Origin of the sequence: Bacillus amyloliquefaciens DSM 7 = ATCC 23350 (assembly GCF_000196735.1) — a bacterium.
Classification (GTDB): Bacteria; Bacillota; Bacilli; order Bacillales; family Bacillaceae; genus Bacillus; species Bacillus amyloliquefaciens.
Genome location: NC_014551.1, coordinates 2,931,336 through 2,949,928 on the forward strand (window position 1 = coordinate 2,931,336; position 18,593 = coordinate 2,949,928).

Consider the following 18,593-nt stretch of genomic DNA (forward strand, 5'->3'; position numbering starts at 1 on the left):
GGCCGCCGGCTTTTTATGTTTCTTCATTTAACTGGACGGCCGTTTGGTCAACCCAGCCGATCAGCTCGTCTTTCACCTGAAATTGATACCAGACGGATTCTCCGTTTTGCTTTTCGGATACGACTTTAATATGCTGGCCGGTAAACTTTTGCGCCGATGCCAGTTTAATAGAATGCTGCTCTTTCGACGGCTTGGACCATACGTCTTCAATGGCGTGGTCTTTGATGGCGCCTTTCATATCAACTGCTTTAAGAGAGGCATTGATTTTGTCAAATTCATTCAACTTATATGTTTCTATGACATCTTTAAGTTTTTCCGCATAGTCGGGATCTGTGGCGTAGCCGGATTTTTGAAGGGCAGCCGCCGCAGTTTTATAATCGTCCGCTTCTATGACGGGTTTATACTTCTTTTTATTCCAAGACGTTCCGTTAACAAATAGTTTGGCGTGGTCATCCATGGATTCAAAGAACGTGTTGTATTTACGGAATTTTGCCCGAATCGTTTTCCGTTTTCCCTTTTCAAATTCATCCGTTTTCATCGTGACGTGTTTTCCTTTATAATCACCTTTTACACCGAACAGATTGCGCGCTTTCCCCGCAAGCTCACTGTTCCCCCAATCCGATTCGAGAATGGCCTGTGCGAGGGTGATGCTCGGAAGGACATGATATTTCTCATATAAAATCTGAGCATGCCCGGAAAGGCTGTCAATAAAGACCTGCTGCCCGTCCACTTCTTCTGGCGGTTTTTCTTCCGTCACTATGAATTTCGAAAACACCATAGATATCAAAAATAATCCGAATATAAGAGATACAGCAAAAAGGCACCCCAGCACCCTTTTGGTCTTAGCTTTCTTTTTCATATCAACCTTCCTTTAATTCCGGAATCACTAGATTTATAATTTTACTGTTCATTGATGAAAATTTCAATAAAATAGGGAAAAAGACGGAGAAAGAACACATTGTGCAAATAAAAAAGACCCCCAAAGAGGAGTCTTTTTATTAAGCCATGCTCAGCTGAGGGCCGAACAATTCATATTGAACGGAATCAGAGTCAAACCCGAGCGCAAGAATCATGTCTTTCATCTGCGTCATAAACGAGGCTGAGCCGCATAAGTAAAATTCAGTATCTTGATTCAGGTGAAGCTGTTCTAAGAAGCTTTGATCAATCCGGCCGCTGTAAAAAGGCTTGTCTACTGAGCGGTCTTGTTCTGACGGCTCACTGTATACATACATGACGTTACTATTCGGATTGTTCGCCGCAGCTTGCTCAGCCTCTTCACGGAACGCGGCGTACTCTCCGTTTTTCGCCGCATGAATAAAAGTAATGGAACGCTCCGGCTGTTTTTCGGCGGCTGTTTTCAGCATGCTCATCATCGGCGTGATTCCGGAACCGGCACTGAGAAGGACAGCCGGTTTTTTGGCGGAAGACAGCTTGAAATCTCCGGCGGGTGCGCTCACTTCAAGTTTATCTCCTTCTTGAACTTCATTGTGGAGATGAGAAGAAACCGCTCCGTCCTTTTTCACAGAAATCCGATATTCGCCTTTTTGGGAAGCATCAGACAGGCTGTATTGGCGAATGTGCGTATAAGAAGAATCCGCAATGCGCACTTTAATGCTGATATATTGTCCCGCTTCATATTCAGGAAGCGAAGAACCGTCACTCGGTTTAATATAAAATGATGTAATGTCTTTGCTTTCTTTCGTTTTCTTTATAACCGTAAATTCTTTATATCCCTGCCATCCGGCCTCATGGTACATATCCTTTTCAATGCCGATGAAAGCCTCCGCAATTACGCCGTACGCTTTTTCCCACGCCTGCATAATATCAGGAGTTGCGGCATCCTGCAGCACATCCTTAATCGCCAGAAGCAGATATTTTCCGACAATCGGATAATGTTCCGGCTTTACCCCGATGCTTGTATGTTTATGGCCGATCTGTCTGACCGCCGGAATGATTTGCTCTAATTGATCAATATTCGCCGCAGCCGCAATGACTGCATTTGCCAATGCCGCGCGCTGAGTCTGTTTCTTTTGGTTAGTTTGGTTAAACATATTTAACAGTTCGGGATGATCTTGAAACATCAGGTTATAAAAGCGTCCGGTGATGTTTTCTCCATGTGTTTTTAATACGGGTACTGTGCTTTTGATGATGTCTATCGTTCTCTCATCCAGCATGTTAATCCTCAACCCTTCTAAAGATGTATTTTTAATATATCTTTATAGTAAGAGATATTTCGAAAAAAAGATATATCTAAAATGAATCTTTAAAAAAGCCGTCACAATATTGTGTTCAATTTGGAATTTATGGGTTCTGGTTCCTTTTCTTCACCCGCTGAAACAGGGATACATATACTTGGAAATATACGTTTTAAGATGAAAGCAGGGGATCGCATGGTTTCTTATATGGATTACACGTCTCCTAATACACAGTTCACTTACGATGTGAATGAGAGCCGTTTTTTTACTAAAGATCATCGGAACTTTATCAATGTATTGGGGATTAAACAGTTAAACACGCTTGAAAATATTTCATTATTAGATATCTTTCTGAGCAAGACAAATGTGATTGAACCGCATACCCATCAAAACGCCGCTGAATTGGTGTACTGTATTTCGGGTTCCGCAACGGTGTCGATGCTGAATCGTTCACCCAGAAAATACAAAATTACCCGATTACCCCCGGACAAGTGGCGAATGTTCCGCAGGGGTGGTGGCATTATGAGATCGCCACTTCAGACAAAACCCATCTTTTAGCCAGATTTGACGCCCATACGCCTGAAGTGATTTACGGCTCGGATATTCTCCGTCTGACGCCGCCTGAGATTATGGCGCATACGTACTGTCTGAATGAGCATGAATGGGAAAAAGCCGTTTCACCGATCCGCAAATCAACTGTGATAGGTCCGGATCAATACTGCGGGCAATCTGAAAACACGGATATTTACGATATGAATAAGCCTTATCAGCCAAATACGCATTATCCGAACGATCCGTATCGATATTATCCTCAGCCGTTATATTGGAGATATTAAGGGGGGCGCATCCCTCTTTGACAAAAAAGCCCTTCTCATTAGAGAAGGGCTTTTGATCATTACGGTCCGGTTCCGCAGCTTACTTTGTACATACCTTCGGGTAATTTTTTCGAATAACATAATTGCGGCGTCTGCCCGGTTTCATCTTTCCAATCGAACCAATTTACATAATAAAGATTCCCCGCCTCATTGTCGTCTTCTTCTTTATGAAGAATCGCAAAGTAACTTTGATACGGATATCCTTTTTTATAAATTTCATGCCTGATTGCTCCTTTTTCTGAAGCAGACGTGAAGACGACAGGAGAAAGAACCGGAAGCGCCGTTAGAAAAAAAAGCGCCAGCACTGCTGAAAGAGATAATATAAGATGGATTTTCTTTTTCATTTTTCTCTGATTCCTTTATTTCGTAATGGAGAAGTATATAGAGGCTGCTGCAGAGGGTTGAAGACCTTAAATCAGCTTCTGTTGCTTTTCATTCTCCCCCCTTCCTTAAAACCCGCAAAAAAAGAATAAAGACACAGACTAAATAATTCTTTTTTCCTTCCAACCTCACACTATTATACCGGATTACACTTTCCTCCGTGGTAACATTTAGTCTGAATTCATTATGAAAGGATATAATCATGACAGTTTTTTCGAAGCACACCCCCTGCTTGCGCAAAGCAGCGCGCGCGTGCCGGATGGTCAATCTAACGAACTCTCCCATGCCCTAAGGCGATTATTTGAAAAGCGGAAAAATCGAAGACGTTATCTTGCTTGATCTGTTTTCAAATGAAAAAAAGCCTTTTCCGAAGAAAAGGCCTAATATATTCATGTTTGAAGGCGATCAGAAGCTACTTGGATCGTATCTTGTGCTTGTTTTTCTACTGAGTTCATACCCAACCCACATACTAAAGTCAATGACAGACCCAGGACGACGAAGACGCTCTTTTTAAAATTCATACAGGCACTCTCCTTCTTAGGTTTGATTACGATCAGATGAAACTTGATATGATCCATCAAATGAAACAGCCGATGCCGTTAGACCGACCCCTGACATTAAAACAACAGCCGACACAATGATAAATACGCCTTTTCTAAAATTCATACAGGCATTCTCCCCTCTGAATTTGTTTTTGCGTTTGAATCATTTTTTGATGATAAATATATGATTTGTCATATTGCTTTGACTCTGCATAAACAGCAGCCGTATCAAGAGCAATATCTTCTACATACGAATAGTTTTTATTTTTCTCAAGGTAATCAATTGTTTTTTTGATTCCCATTTGGTCTATTGCGTTAATGTATAAAGCCTCCAAATATTTTTGCAGAGATTCAAACAGCTTATCCCCTTGATATATAGCTGATGAAAGTCCTTTTTTGCTGATTTGAATCGCCTCGCTTGTTTTCCCTTGTTTAAATAGAAGCTTTGCGTATGTAAACAAGGAATGCGGAAGGTTGCCCAATTTATACTTTTCAGAAATCTCCGCTGCTTTTTTTAAGTAGATTTCAGCTTTACTGTATTCTTCTAAGTCTCCGTAATTCTTTCCTATGTTGTAATAAGCAGAACTGAGCAGCCTTTCATTATTGTTTACTTGTTTCGACAACTCTAAAGCTTTTTCTAAATGCGGCAAACTTTTTTCATAACGTTTAAAGTCAACATAATTCCCAGATATGACGAACAGACATTGAATTTTCCGGACTTTATACAACTCATACTGATCGTAAATATCGAGCGCTTGCTTTACGTGATGCATGGAGACGTGGCTTTGTTTCATACCGTAATATGCTTCAGCCAGTTTAAAATGAAACTCCGCTCTCTCAATTTCATCATGCACATGAATGAGTTGTTTTTCAGCCTCTCTATAAAAGCCGATCGCCTTTACATACTGCTTCTGATCAAATTCATACATGCCGCGAAAAAATAAAGAATAATAGCACAGCAGGCCGGAAATGCCTTTATTTGATGCTTCGATTTTTTCCAGCAACTCGTCGATTGTCGGTCGGACTCTGACAGTTACCGGCTCTAAATAATCAAGCATGAGTTGATGGCGGAATTTCATGAGAGAATAATATATTAGTAAATACTCGTCTTCTTCCATCTCGTTTATCTCTTGTTCCACTTCCGCTTTCAAAATCTCCGCATCCGGAACACTGAACTGACGTATCATTTTGTACCATTCATTAATCTTAACGCCAACCTCCGATGATGGTAAAACAGGACTCACAAGGCCACTCCTCCTTTTATATAATATTCTAACATTTCCAAATTATGTTTAAACGAAAAAAAACCGCAATTTGTTTCGGTTTACCGTGAATATGATCATAGTTTTGTTGGATAAAGAAAAACTCGTTTCTTATACCATTAGACAAGTTATAGGTTACCTATTATTACATAACTGTTTGAAATAACCATTCTGTTTGCGATAATAAAACTAATGTATGGGGAATATAAATAGGGAGGGGATAAGGATGTGACATTTTAAAATGAGTCTTACTTTATCACTCAAATGTTTTGAGCTCTAAGAAAATGTGTACTTTGGTTAGGCGTTTATAAGTAGACTCTCTACAAGTCTACTTTATTTTTTTCTCATAAATAAACGAGGTGAAAATCAATGGATGGTATAGAATTTTTAGAGAATATGACACGACTTGGAGTAATCATTTTGGTGTTTTCCGGCTATGCTGTTTATTGGAAATTAGGTAAAGCAAAAAGAGAGCGAGGGCTTACAAAATTTGAGGCTTGTCTTAGGTTCTCTGTAATGTTTGGCATAATAGCATGGGGGGTTTCGACTCTTGCTTTGAGTTTATGGTCATAATCTTTTTTGTCGATATAAATTTTCGTCCCCAAATTGTCCCCAACTACTTTTTTGGGTTATTGGCTCTGCTGTGTTCCAGACAAATAAAAAAACCCTTATAAAATAAGGGTTTAAAGGTATGGAGCCAAGGGGGCTCGAACCCCTGACCTCTACGCTGCCAGCGTTATCCCTACATACTTTCTGATATTCTGACGTACCCTACAAACGTTGATTTAACAGGCTTTATAGTCTTTTTAATCCTTTTTAGTCCTTTGGCATAATCCGTTATAATCAGGATTTTTTTAAAATTTTGTTGCCATTTTTGTTGCCATTTTTATTTCTAAACTGACGGCGCTTTATTTGATGGGTTTATTATAACATGATTGCTATGACCATCTACAGTTCGTCAATCTGATCATTGTGGAGTAACAAAATAGGACTCCATCCATGCCCTCAGAATTATAGGAGTGTACATCAACATACCTTCACCTTGAGGGTATGTAAAAGAAATCGTTAAATCCAACTTTGGATTAAAGCATTGACCCAAATCAAATTGAGTTAGGTTTGAAAGAGAGCGCAATTTTGCGACGGCATATCTGACTGGGCAAAACATCTATCCAGCTTCTGACGTCGTGAAATGCGACTCCAGCCCGCTATTTCATATGTTAGAGATACTGGCAGGTCTTCGAGTAAATTTCGTTCATCCACATTATGGACAATCAAATTATGCCTTTGAATCAATTGTGACAAATTGTCACAATCAAGAATTGACGATGGTGACACAAAACACGACTTCGAAAATTTAGGTATCGCTCACTGGTCACACTCTGCATTTTTGCAGACTGAACAATTCGTTCGCCCAGCTCCTATTATTAAGCGGAAGTTTCCGCCCATTGTTGGTGACAATTTGTCACAATCAAAAGATATGATTTGCTCCTCTGAAATTCCGATACGTACCGGAAATCTAGAACTCAATTTTGAGTTTTCTAAAATATGTCAGAACCCAGAAGTGGTGTTTGATATCCTGAGAGCGCAACTTTGCGCTTTCTAAAATTTGGTGAATCTAAAATTGAATGCTCGTGAATTTGAATCTAACGAACGCAATTTTGCGTTTAGTAAAATGTTTAGAGTGCGTAAGGATTGTTTACGCATATCCTTTGGCCTGAGTGCGATACTATCGCCTTCAGCTTTGACCTGATGTCCTTATTGAAGACATCTGCTTTTCATCTTCATTTACACTTAGCCCTGATCTCTTCAATTGTGATATCAGCTGTTCTCTGCTCATGTCATCATAATATTGTTTAATTTTCTTTCTGATGTTCTCTTTATTCAATTTTATCACTCCTTTAATACAGGTCGTTGTTTAGGGTTATTCCCCAATTCTGGGGAAACAATGGTTCAGGCTGAACTATCGTTTATGGCTTCATTTAAGTATATAGATAATAACCATATATACTTAACCAAAGGGTTAAGGGTCTGGTTCATTATGAACTACACCTTGCCAGGTTCACAACGAACCTCACAAACGCCCCTTGTACTCATTCAGCAGCGTTCTTCTTTTCGCTTGGTTGTAGATCATATCGTACCGTATTCTCGCCTGTCTTCGTTGGGATATTGTTAACCTCTTATCTCCCATCATCTTGTGAAACATTTCTAAGTCCTCGTGCTCCTTCTTGGTTACAGTCACTTTCAATCGCTTTAACCTCCATTCATCATCAAAATTTTTGTTATTTGTCTTGACTTTTCTTTTGATTTTTTGCTTGATTGGTTGAGACTGTGGACAACGGCTGGTCATGTTGTCTGCCTGAATTTGCTTGTAAAAAAATAAACAAACTCAGGCAGGCGACTGAAACTTGATTGTATATCCACTTGTGGTATCCGTGTGTTCACCCTATTTGCCGTTGGTTATTCCCCAAACAAGCCTACTGTGTCAAGTGTCCCTAACAGGTTCAACGAACGCAAAATTACGTTCGTATACTTATGGCTTGTCCTGCATCGTCAGAAACGATACACCCATCCTTCGTCAGCACTTAATGGCAGCTTTCGCCTTTCAGATGCATGTGTAAATAGGGAAACACAGAATGCATCCTATCCTCATTTATTGCGTCGGCTGAGTCACTACCCTGTCAAGTTTTACGTGTGTTAGCGCATTCCACGGCAGTCTGATCCTTAAAAAAGGCATCACTAAAGACAACACCTTAATTCAGGAGTATAGACTGACTGTATTCAGTTAAATTGAGATTATAGGGACAGGGACTTTAACTCCCCGTCCTCACTGTCTATTTAATCGTCTGCTTTCCACACCGTGAAGATATCGACATACTCACTCTTACAGAAAGCAAGCTCACTGACTTCAGATACCATACATTCAATCACATCAACGGTAGGACATTTCTTGATAATCCACTCTATGATTGAATAAAGATGATCTTTGTAATTGCATGTAAACCTTTCTTTTAGCAATTTATTTCGCCTATCATATGCTTTAAATTCATAAGTGGTATATGTGTTTTTCATTTCAGTTATCCCCTTGATTAAATTGTTATGTTTAAATACAATGGAATGGCATAGTACTTGCTATCAGATTAGGAGAGTGTGCCAGCACTCTCCTAATCACCCAAACCACGCTATACCCAATATACTTAACGCTGGTACCACTACGATCAATCCCCCAAATACAACCTGACAGAACCGATCATTATGTAAATCCGTCTTACTCATCTTCATCTACTTCTACCACAGTTGCTTTTTCATCTATGTAAAACACATTGTCTGTTATAGTTGGGATAACTGTTTTACCTCCCCCCATATCCAACATGATATGAGGGAAATTAACACCCATCTCTCCTGCTTCTACTAACGCTGCTATTCCGTCTTTCCGATCATCCGCATCAAGTTCAACACAAACCGGTATTGTCATATCTGTGAAGATTCTGAGACGCTTTTTAGGCTTTCCATCGTCGTATGTTTCAATGAAGTTGTTTTCTTCTTCAAACATCTTCCCTCTGAAGTAATTGAAATGATTCGTCATTTCCTCGATACGCTGTTCGTTTGTGATTGCCCCTAAGCTTGCTACGTTAGTTCCTACAGTGTGACGGTTAATTTGCATCGGTTATTTCCCCTTTTCTTTTGAGTATTATTCCTTTGCCTTCTTTGCTCTGATTCATTTTGAGGTAATTTATTATCCCTTTACCGTTATGAATGATTGTCCCGTAATCATCACTGTTGAATATTTGTGTGATGTAGGTAAATGCATCAACTTCCTTAAAAGCGTCTAACGTTTTCTGAATGTAGGTGTATTCATCTTCAACATGTTTGCCTTCATCAAGAATGTAGCTGACACCATCAATGATGTATGTGTCTTCGTAAGGTGAACCATACTTTAAAGCACCCGTTAGGTTTAAAGTATTTTGATTTACGAATGCAACCTGCTTTCCATTGACTAAGTAGCCTTTAAAAACCTCTAATTGGTCATGTATGGTTTCAACACTGTAAATCGTCGCCCGTTTCACTTCACAACTCCCCAATCCAATTATCCAAACCAAAGGTTCGACTTGTTAAACCTAGTATATTTTAATAACCGAATCGAGTCAAGCTTTTTCCAAATAAAAAATTTTATTTCTCGAACTTTTCATTTGAATATGATATTATTTGTATATGAACAATGCATACTGAATGCATATTGGAGTGAACAATTTTGAAGTTAAGACCTAGTTATAAACCCATGGAAATTACGCTGATTAAAAGAGATAAAATAAAGGCTGATCTAAAAAAGGATTTAGGCATTTCTTCTTCTACACTTGCAAAAATGTCAAGAGGTGATGTGGTGGCATTAACTGTCATCCTAAAGATATGCGAGTATCTCGAATGCCCAATTCAGGACATAGTTGAATTCGTTGAGGATGATTCCGAAGAGTCTTAAGCAAAAGTATTGCTTTTATTTTTTAATTCGTTAAACAAAACCATTGAAATATTCGATTGGCGCAAAATGCGCTAAACAAAAGTATTGCAATAGCTGTTATACTGTACGGAGAGGTGAACGGGATGGAGAACAATATGTTTCAAGCAATATTGGATGAGATAAAGAAAATTGATAACAAAATTGATGGTGTAGCTTCTGAATTAAAGTCATTTAAAGAAGAAATGCACGAATTCAAAGAGGAAATGAATGAATTCAGAGAAGATACAAAGAAGGAATTTAATCAGATTAATGTTAAATTAGACCGCCTTGAAGAGAACCAGCCAAAAGATATTACGGCTCACCTTAAACACATACAGAACGTAGATAATAAAACAGAGCTATTGAATAAGCGATTATTTGATGTTGAAAGTCGATTGAAAAACTGATTGCCACAAATGGCAATAAAAAAGCCCCTCACAATTTGTGAAGGGGTTATTTTAACTATTTAGTCTTAATACTTCTCAGAAAAGCACTTCTGTTCTCAGTGGCATTGGTAAGCATTGTTGCATTTTCATTAAGCCTTTGTACTAATGCTTCTTTAGCTTTACCTTCAAATGAAGAGAGTAAAGCAATATACACTTCAGCTATAACCTGTTGTGTTGAAGAAAAATCTGATGCGTTTTTTATGTCTTCTTTTAGGCTCTGACAATGGGATTTTAAACTTGAACCCACAATTTTTTTTAATTCCTCATTCTGTTGTAACCGTCTGTAAAACTCATCTGCATCCATATTAACTCCATATGGCAATTTAAATCCCCCCCTTACAACCGTAACCAGCTTGCTAATTCATCATCCTTATCTTTTAGATCTTCAGCCATTTTAACAATGAACTCACTAATATCCTCTAAATCTCTAATTAAATAATGAAGAGAAGCCTCAGTCTGATAATGTTCTTCTGAGTCATAAAATGTTGCCCCATCTTTCACATAAGGTGCGTGAAACAATACAGCTTTATCAACATCGCTTGGATCTAGATCCTTAAATTCTCCTAATCTCTTTCCGCAAATAGATTTTACGTCATAAACCATTTTGCTGTGATCATGAGGGAATCGTTCAATTGCTTGTTTCTTTGTTTTTAAGTCTTCGATAGCTGCCTGTAATCGTTTAGCCAGTTCTTTTGCATACTTAGCATCCACTTTAATGGTTTGCCCATTCATACCTGAATAAGATGAGAACGATTCGATATTCTGGTTATAAACACCGTTGCTGCCATCGACACTCTGGATATTACCATTCTTGTCAAATTTAAAGTTAGCGTCAATCATACTATGAGTATCAGGATTTTTAGCGAATGCTTGGCCATAGAATGAAGTAATAAGACTCCCTAAAATACCAGTAATACCCAAAGAAGTATTGAGCCGGTTAGCGCGATCTTGACGTGCGATGCTTGGGTCTTTCGTGTATATAGTTGTTCCGTTGTGTCTGTCGTATTCTAAAAACCAACCTGAACCCACCATATCATCAGGATTAATGATTGCTTTATGATACAAATCAAATTCGCCATTTCTGATTTTCTTTTGTGTTTCATCATCATGCAGCTTAACAATGGAAGGGTTGTTAAAAGCTACACTGTAAACGCTATTGTTTACACCAGCGTATTCCGCATCTGCCCCTCCAAGTGAGTGACCTGTTGTCGAAATCACTGTGTTAGTGCCAGCATACTTTTTCACTTCATTGGCAACGAGCTTATCACCTTGATCAAATTGAGATGTCTTAGTGACAATTTTGTATTCTCCACTCTTAATCATCATTGCTTGTTCCATACTGCCGTTATACTTGGCAATAGCTTTAGAGTTTTCAGATGCATCTTTTTTCATTATGTATTGGACTTTCTTTTTCGGGTCTTTACCCATTACTACGTTGCCGCCATCTGCACTTATAACGTCAGCTTTGATTTGTTCCTGGTTTGTTCCTTGAAAACCTACGACAACATTCTCAGGCTCTTTTGGTTTAACCCATTTACCTTCTTTTTTCTTGGCTTGAACAAAGACGTATACATCTAGCCCTGTATCTGGATCTTTTTTGATTTTATCTACATAAAATGCTTTATTAGATGTGGTCTCAATAGGATCTTTATTTACATAGCTCTCTTTTAGACTCTTATCATCATACGTATATTGACTCAGGAAATAGTATTCTTTATCTGTTAAATTAGGTATGTCAGTCTTTGTATTCATGTACAATACCCCTTCCTTCATGTAAAATGTAAGACAGAAAGGATGGTTTTATGAAAAAATACATAATTATCCTTATAGCTCTGGTTATTATAACACTTGGAGGGATATTTATGAAGGAACAACACGACAAAAAAATAGAAGCCCAAGAAACTCAGCAAAAGGAAGAGTTGTACTCTTTGGCTAAAAAAAGAATGAATGATTTTATTGAAACAAACTATAAAGATATCCAGTCAATTGATTACACCAATGATTATGAAATAAATCCAATGGGTGGTATTTCAATAAATGGCTATTTAAACGGAAACAAAGACAAAAAAATTTGGGGTATATACGATAAGGCAAATGATGAAGTTGGAGTATTCAAAGTAAATGCTACCCGAAAACCGGAATGCGAAGATAAAGTATGCGAGTATTAAATAAACCCCTTCACATTGTTTGTGAGGGGTTTATTTATTGTGTGGTCTATGCTTAGAATTAGCTTCAAGCTCCTTTTTCAAGACCTCTACATCCTGTCTTAAAAACAAGGCTGATCGTCCAATCCTTTTAACCGGTGTTATTCTTTCTGTGTTAATCAATGCACTCATTCGTTGCTTATTAACGTTCAATATCTCAGCAACTTCAGTAGTGCTAAGGACTTCGTTATTTATGAAGTCCTCAACCTCCTGGCGACCTCTTAAATGAAACTCCATGTTATTTTCTCCTTAAAATCATGTCTTTAATGATGGCATACACAGTTAACAAAACCACAATAGCCATTACTGCTGTTGTAAAAGAGTTTGTCCAAAATGAGCGAATGCCAATTGCTGCAACAGACAATAAAATTAATGAAAAGATGAACTTTTGATTTTTCTTCATTTTTTATGCTAGACTGATTATAATGATATTGAGAAGCGAGTTAGTGGCTCGCTTCCCTTATCTCTGGTTAGTCCTTCTTATTTTTCTTCTCGCTATCGTTTGATTGTTGCGCAATCCATCCGATAGAGACGACGTAGAAGATAATTTGAAGGACTTTTATCATATTGTCTAGCATTTCCTCACCTCCTTATACATTTATTATAACACAACTATGTACTTGAGTCTATAGTTTATAAGAAGTTTTTTCAAATAAATAAAAGAATTCCCTCGAAAATTTCAAGGGAACGATTTATTTACTTAAACCATTTTTCCATACTGACCAGACACATATCGGCGTTTACCGTTATGAATGATCTCCCAGTATCCTTTAGAGTTGTTTGAACCTCTAACAGACCCAGCGATATCAATTGTCTTACCAAGTCCAATTGTACCTACGTTCTTAGCTTTAATACGGTCAGGTTTGTCCATGATAATTGCAGCGTTTGATACGCCAACAATTTTGATCTTGCCAACCGATTTGATGCCTGAGTTAGTGGTTTTAGAAGGTGCAGAAGATGCTTTCTTTCCAAATGTATCAGTACCATACCCTTTATAATTGAATTGAAGGTGTGGCTGATCTACAAACCCTGTCCAATCTCCACCCCATTCAAAACCAATTGATTTGGCATAAGCAATAAATTTCTTAATATCAGATGCACCATAACCATTCCATTTAGTATCAGATTTAGAATAACCACCAGTTGGTACAAAGTCTAATGCTTGTCCTACAAGGTGGTATGATTTCATTGTCTGTGAAGCACCTTTACGAACATTCTCACGTTGCTGTGCTTCTGAACGAATTGTTTCATAGATAAGTACGCCAATTTTGTTTTTCTCAGCGTAATCCATCAACTTTTTAGCAGCTGCTTTTGTGTTATCGCCAAGTTTGTTGATATTGTCCATGTTCCGTTTGTAATAATACATTGTCATATTAAATTCCTCCGTTTTAATTAAATTTAAAAGCCCGCCGATTACTCAGCAGACTTTTCGTTTTGACTTTCATCTTCAATTACTTGTAACTTGTCCTTGATAAATCCAGGGACTTTAACTCCCATTTGTGCAAGGTTCTCTACAATAGATAACCCCTCATTGGCTATGTAAAATAAAACAGTTCCAAACACCAAAACGCCATTTAAATTGCAAATTTGATCTATAATATTGGCCAAGATGACAACAACAAAGCTCATGAACTTCCGCACGTATCCAAACCAAGCGTTTCTTGATCTTAATGTCTTGTCTTTAACAGCCTTAACTACTCCCGTAAACACATCAATAAAGCTTAGAAGTAGCAGTAAATCAAGATATTTTACACCCCCAAACAAATAAGCTTTTGCAATTTCCAAAGTCTCAATATTCAACACCAATTCAATTCCTTTCATTTAGTTATCACCCCCTTTTAGGGCAAAATAAAAACACCTATTCGCTTACAGGTGTAGTTTCCGTTGGAGGTGAACCTTCAATATATTCATCCCCCGTTATTTCCTTGTACTGTTCAGGTGTAATCCGTTTTCCTACAACATCAAACACTTGTTTCTTAGTCCATAACTTCTTTTCATAGAAATACTTGATATCTGAAAACCAGTCAATCATGTTTAACCTCCCATAGCTACCAAATAATATAGATTTGCAACCTTCTCAGCCAGCACTTCAGTTTCACTCGGTTCAGGAGGAAGTGGCTTTAAACTGTCAATGTATTCTTGAGTTGCAGACTCAAACCATTGTTCTTTTTTAACATCAAATTTAGCCCTATAAAATGAAATCGGTTCAACTTTAGTACAGTTTTCCGGAATCACATAATTACCCTCTTCATCCGGCTCAATCGTAATTGGTTTGGTTAAAATGAAATTTTCATCGTATTCATAAACCTGAATCATGCTGTCCCTCCATCCTGTAAGCCCACGACTACATCAAGATAATACCCTCCACCTGCTTTGCTTGAGTCAGCAGGATCTTGGTACTTTATTTTTAAATCTCCAGTATCATAAATGATTAAATTGGCTGTGCCGCCTGTTCCACTTAATGGCACAGTATAAACACCCCCACCGAATGGTACGTATTCTACCGGAATTGAGCCGAACATAACTTCTGGTTCAGTTCTAACATGCCCCCTTAAAATTAGAAAAGCTCCCCATTTTGCGTACATTGGGGTTCGGGTTCCGGCTGTAGCTCCATTCTTTAGCATGATGTTGGCGTAAGTAACAGATCCATTCCATTTCTTTCGTTCAGCATCAGAGATATGTCGTATTTGATTATAACTATGTGCAGTGAACTGTTGTAACAATTCTTCCATTTTAGCTTTAAAATCTGATGTGAACTGTTGAAGTAGTTCCCCTACTTTATCCTTAAATGACTTATTCACATGAATATCTTCATCATTCACATGTGTATCAAAATCACTTTTAGGAGCTTGCTGAACGTTATCAACTTTATCAAGTCCGAGCTGTGCAGCAGTAACATTATGAGGATTTGAGGTATCTGAGGTATGTTTGTCAAAATCCGCTTTCTTTGCTTGCACGTCGTTAGTGACGGCTGATAACCCTATTTGTGCTTTTGTTACACCATGTGGGTTTTTCTTGTCATTCAAATGATTATCAAGATTCGATTGAACAGCATCTGCCTTTTCTTGAGCACCCTGTTTTGTTTCGATGTTCTCCAAGTCTTCAAACTTCTTCTTTAAATCGTCAAGCGTTTGAATGGTTGAATCATAAATCTCAATAACCTTTGCTTTCAATGTCTCAAAATCATCAATGTAGTATTCGCCTACTGGTGCAATATCTTGATCCATTAAGCTTTGTGTTACTTCAAAGCCAAACTTATGAGCAGACATAGCTTGTTTGTTGCTATAAACCAGTACTAACTCACATTGAAACAACCCATACATTTTGATTTCATCTTCATCAAGAACATATTCAGCAATTCCATTTACTTTATCAACCAATGTAACGTCCCTTACTCTTTTCTTACCATTAGCAGGAACAAGGATTACTTTCCCTGTCACTGCTGATAATGGTAATGGCGCATCATCTTTACGCAAATTAAAAATCAGCTTTGCTGTTCCAACATCTTGAGTTGAAAACTTGAAAGCTGATCTGTATGTACCTTGCGAAACTGTATTAATGTCAAACGTATATGCTGATTTCTTGTAAATCGTTACTACCTCCTTATCTAATAAATGCTATTGCTACACCATATCCCTTATTAGAATCATATGGCTGCTTAATTTTCATGACTGTTAATCCCGTGTTGTCATCTGATTTGGATCCTTTACCATTCTTAGCTATAATCTTATCACCTGCTTGAACAGTATCATCAATACGTACATGTATCTGTCCAATAAGTCCAACAATATGCCACTCATCACGCTCCTGTCGTGAAGTGTAGTCTAATTCAGGATCATAGTCCGGATTGGGCTTAGAAAGGCTTTTCTTTTCAATTTTTATGTTCCCATCCTTATCTGTGTATTCAACTTCAGTTTCCTCATAGATCAATCCACCGAAATCATTTCTTAAGTATCTGTCATTCCAATAAAACTCAGCACTACCTAATACAACGCCCGCTGTTTCAGAAATAACACCTAGAATCTCATCACCTTTTAAAGCCTTGCGAATCTTATCTCCTTCAAGGGTTACAAGGTACCCACTTTCAATCTTTTTGCCATCTGCAGATTCAAAATACTCAGCGTAGTCTTTGAAGTTTGAAGCACTTTCAACACGACCAACACCTAAGATATTGCCGTTTTCTGAGTCTATTTCCCATTTAGTATTAGCTGTAGATGCTTTACCTGTTCCATATCCTCCCCTAATGCTATAACTATTGTCATTAATAACACCTTGAGAAGCTAAAACAGCTCTTGATGAGCCGTCACCTTTAGTATGAGAGTCATTTGAGGCAATAACAGCTTGTCTTGAAGCTTCAGTTGAAGATCCACCAGAGGAAGCAATAACTGCATTACGTGGCCCTTTTGTTTTACAACCACCTGTTGTAGCAATGATAGCGCTCGTACTGTCTAATGGGTGTCCTGAAGTGGATGCAGCTCTAAAGCCACCTTTGACATTGTTTGGTACAACAGAATACTTCTCACCGCCTAAAATTGCAGCATCAGTATATCCGTAGGCTCTAACAAACAACAAATTTGCTTGCGTATTCGGGGATGTGATACCGGTTGTACCACCCTTTGTGTGTAGGAGAGCATTTGATAAGTTAATATTGTACACACCACCACCAAGAACCACGCCAACTGGAGCTGAATCATGAATCATTAGATTACTAATCATTACATCATCAGTTCTTTGATCTCCACCTACTACGTGTAAATCACAGGCTGCTTTCGCAAACCCTGTTATAGTCATACCATTGACTGTGATCTTACGGCTTTTAAATTGGAAGGACACAATAGGATTGTCTTTATAGTCATAATCAGGGTCTCCATAAGCTCTGAAGCCATGAATATCTACCCGTTGATATGCGGACACGTCTAATGCCCTTGGGGTAACACCCTCATACAAACTATTGAATACAGGCTGAATCGCTGTACAGTCTATTAGCGCTACATCTCTTGCTGTATCACTCCATGGATCCTCTGCTTTGTGATGTCCAATATGTCTCAAATCATATGAACGCACGTCACGAACAGAAACATGACTGATAATATGGATGTTTCTTGATGCTGGCCATTCTGTATGAGCCTTAACTTCTACACCTCTAATGTTTCCAGATGTAAAGTTCCCTGTTAACCAAACATTCTTAGAACCGTCATCAACTTCAATCCCATTTGAGTTAGACGATCCCTTATCATGCGCTTCACCTGATGGATTGATACAGTGACAATTATTAATGAAAATGTATTCGCTGTAGTGAGTCGTAATCCCATCGTCACCATAGTTAGAAGCTCTACAATTATCTATCCAGACGTATTTACATCCCTGTGCTGTGTAATCAGGCTCTTTGGCTGCGTCATGATTATAAGACGGAGCTGTAATATCAAAGCCATGTAAGCCCGCATTGATTGAATTACAATTCTTGATCCATAAGTATTTAGTATTGGCGAATGTTACACAGCTTGATTGTATTCCGCCTTGTGCTCTTAATCCGCCTTGTCGGTCTTTATTCCAGTCAAACGTAATCCCCTTTACATAGATACCTTCGTTCCCGGCTTGATGATCTCTATTTGTAAGCAATATTGCTCCAGCAGGAGCGTCATCAGGCATTTTGAGATAAGTGATATCTTCGCCTTTACCAATCAAACGACAGTTAGAAGGAACTTCAATTTGACCAACATATGTACCAGGAGAAAAATGGACTTCAACATTTCCCTCACCAATTGCATCTTTAAATGCTTGCGTACAGTCTGTAACACCATCAGGAACAGCCCCAAAATCATCAACATGGACAATTCTATCTAACTTCTTTTTATAATAATTGGCATCATAAACAAATCTTCCTGAAGCTGTAGCAAAAGTCTTTCCATCAATAGCTGAAACCCTCAAATCAATAAGCTCATTTATGTTATGGTTATCACTATTTAGAATGAGGTTGTCAATTCTTGAAGTGTCATACTTTAGTTTATCAGCCAAAGTGAATGCGCCGTATGTAATTTGGTCGGCTGCGTGGGCTCCCCTCGCCTTTGCGTGGACTTTTAAAGCGTTCAAGCTTTGATTAATTCCACTCTCAGTCAATCTTGCATTGCTATCTAAGATATTAAACAAATTCCCATTCGGGGTTACTTCGTGTTTTTTATTTAAGTAAACCAATAAT

At 38.3% G+C, this 18,593-nt stretch carries 19 protein-coding genes and 1 pseudogene; 5 read left to right on the forward strand and 15 right to left on the reverse strand.

The features are described from left to right. Positions 1–13: 13 nt before the first annotated feature. Positions 14–859, reverse strand: a complete 846-nt coding sequence (locus tag BAMF_RS35120) for a glucosaminidase domain-containing protein (protein WP_013353303.1) — start codon at positions 857–859, stop codon at positions 14–16. Positions 860–998: 139 nt separating this feature from the next. Next, the gene (gene hmpA / locus BAMF_RS35125) at positions 999–2,174 is read right to left on the reverse strand and encodes an NO-inducible flavohemoprotein (RefSeq protein ID WP_013353304.1); all 1,176 of its coding nucleotides are present in this window, start codon (positions 2,172–2,174) and stop codon (positions 999–1,001) included. A gap of 216 nt (positions 2,175–2,390) precedes the next feature. Here hmpA and BAMF_RS35130 point away from each other — a divergent pair. Continuing rightward, positions 2,391–3,031: pseudogene (locus BAMF_RS35130) on the forward strand (cupin domain-containing protein). A gap of 59 nt (positions 3,032–3,090) precedes the next feature. Here BAMF_RS35130 and BAMF_RS35135 read toward each other — a convergent pair. Further along, a complete protein-coding gene (locus tag BAMF_RS35135; protein ID WP_013353306.1) occupies positions 3,091–3,414 on the reverse strand; it encodes a hypothetical protein in 324 nt (107 codons plus the stop codon). A gap of 692 nt (positions 3,415–4,106) precedes the next feature. Continuing rightward, a complete protein-coding gene (locus tag BAMF_RS35145; protein ID WP_013353308.1) occupies positions 4,107–5,237 on the reverse strand; it encodes a response regulator aspartate phosphatase in 1,131 nt (376 codons plus the stop codon). A gap of 387 nt (positions 5,238–5,624) precedes the next feature. Here BAMF_RS35145 and BAMF_RS35150 point away from each other — a divergent pair, with 387 nt between their 5' ends. Next, a complete protein-coding gene (locus BAMF_RS35150) occupies positions 5,625–5,828 on the forward strand; it encodes a hypothetical protein (protein ID WP_014470862.1) in 204 nt (67 codons plus the stop codon). A 2,692-nt stretch (positions 5,829–8,520) separates the two neighbouring features. Here BAMF_RS35150 and BAMF_RS35160 read toward each other — a convergent pair. Together BAMF_RS35160 and BAMF_RS35165 are read right to left on the reverse strand one after the other, a co-directional pair. Further along, positions 8,521–8,916: a hypothetical protein gene (locus tag BAMF_RS35160; RefSeq protein WP_013353310.1), complete on the reverse strand. Its 396-nt coding sequence runs from the start codon at positions 8,914–8,916 to the stop codon at positions 8,521–8,523. Further along, positions 8,906–9,319: a hypothetical protein gene (locus BAMF_RS35165; protein ID WP_013353311.1), complete on the reverse strand. Its 414-nt coding sequence runs from the start codon at positions 9,317–9,319 to the stop codon at positions 8,906–8,908. The genes BAMF_RS35160 and BAMF_RS35165 overlap by 11 nt, the downstream gene beginning before the upstream one ends. Before the next feature lie 185 nt (positions 9,320–9,504). Here BAMF_RS35165 and BAMF_RS35170 point away from each other — a divergent pair, with 185 nt between their 5' ends. After that, the gene (locus BAMF_RS35170; protein ID WP_014470866.1) at positions 9,505–9,729 is read left to right on the forward strand and encodes a helix-turn-helix domain-containing protein; all 225 of its coding nucleotides are present in this window, start codon (positions 9,505–9,507) and stop codon (positions 9,727–9,729) included. 122 nt (positions 9,730–9,851) lie between these two features. After that, positions 9,852–10,154 carry a hypothetical protein gene (locus tag BAMF_RS35175; RefSeq protein ID WP_014470867.1) on the forward strand — a complete coding sequence of 101 codons (303 nt, stop codon included), beginning with the start codon at positions 9,852–9,854 and terminating at the stop codon, positions 10,152–10,154. A 55-nt stretch (positions 10,155–10,209) separates the two neighbouring features. Here BAMF_RS35175 and BAMF_RS35180 read toward each other — a convergent pair whose 3' ends face one another. Then, positions 10,210–10,515: a hypothetical protein gene (locus BAMF_RS35180; RefSeq protein ID WP_014470868.1), complete on the reverse strand. Its 306-nt coding sequence runs from the start codon at positions 10,513–10,515 to the stop codon at positions 10,210–10,212. A 14-nt stretch (positions 10,516–10,529) separates the two neighbouring features. Further along, entirely contained in the window at positions 10,530–11,945 is a 1,416-nt protein-coding gene (locus BAMF_RS35185) for a hypothetical protein (RefSeq protein ID WP_013353313.1), read from the reverse strand. A gap of 50 nt (positions 11,946–11,995) precedes the next feature. On the opposite strand from BAMF_RS35185, the gene BAMF_RS35190 reads away from it, so the two are divergent. Further along, positions 11,996–12,361: a DUF1433 domain-containing protein gene (locus BAMF_RS35190; RefSeq protein ID WP_014470869.1), complete on the forward strand. Its 366-nt coding sequence runs from the start codon at positions 11,996–11,998 to the stop codon at positions 12,359–12,361. A 30-nt stretch (positions 12,362–12,391) separates the two neighbouring features. On the opposite strand, the gene BAMF_RS35195 is transcribed toward BAMF_RS35190, so the two are convergent. The 7 genes from BAMF_RS35195 to BAMF_RS35225 form a co-directional block, all read right to left on the reverse strand. Further along, complete coding sequence (locus BAMF_RS35195; RefSeq protein ID WP_014470870.1) at positions 12,392–12,634, reverse strand: helix-turn-helix domain-containing protein; 243 nt, start codon at positions 12,632–12,634, stop codon at positions 12,392–12,394. A 463-nt stretch (positions 12,635–13,097) separates the two neighbouring features. After that, the gene (locus tag BAMF_RS35200; RefSeq protein WP_013353316.1) at positions 13,098–13,769 is read right to left on the reverse strand and encodes a M15 family metallopeptidase; all 672 of its coding nucleotides are present in this window, start codon (positions 13,767–13,769) and stop codon (positions 13,098–13,100) included. Positions 13,770–13,810: 41 nt separating this feature from the next. Continuing rightward, entirely contained in the window at positions 13,811–14,218 is a 408-nt protein-coding gene (locus BAMF_RS35205) for a phage holin family protein (protein WP_013353317.1), read from the reverse strand. A 37-nt stretch (positions 14,219–14,255) separates the two neighbouring features. Further along, a complete protein-coding gene (locus BAMF_RS35210; protein WP_013353318.1) occupies positions 14,256–14,429 on the reverse strand; it encodes an XkdX family protein in 174 nt (57 codons plus the stop codon). A gap of 2 nt (positions 14,430–14,431) precedes the next feature. Further along, positions 14,432–14,713: a hypothetical protein gene (locus tag BAMF_RS35215; RefSeq protein ID WP_013353319.1), complete on the reverse strand. Its 282-nt coding sequence runs from the start codon at positions 14,711–14,713 to the stop codon at positions 14,432–14,434. Further along, positions 14,710–15,987 carry a BppU family phage baseplate upper protein gene (locus BAMF_RS35220; RefSeq protein ID WP_038463007.1) on the reverse strand — a complete coding sequence of 426 codons (1,278 nt, stop codon included), beginning with the start codon at positions 15,985–15,987 and terminating at the stop codon, positions 14,710–14,712. The genes BAMF_RS35215 and BAMF_RS35220 overlap by 4 nt, the downstream gene beginning before the upstream one ends. A 13-nt stretch (positions 15,988–16,000) precedes the next feature. After that, on the reverse strand, positions 16,001–18,589 hold the full coding sequence (locus BAMF_RS35225) for a peptidase G2 autoproteolytic cleavage domain-containing protein (protein WP_013353321.1): 2,589 nt from the start codon (positions 18,587–18,589) through the stop codon (positions 16,001–16,003). Positions 18,590–18,593 lie beyond the last annotated feature (4 nt).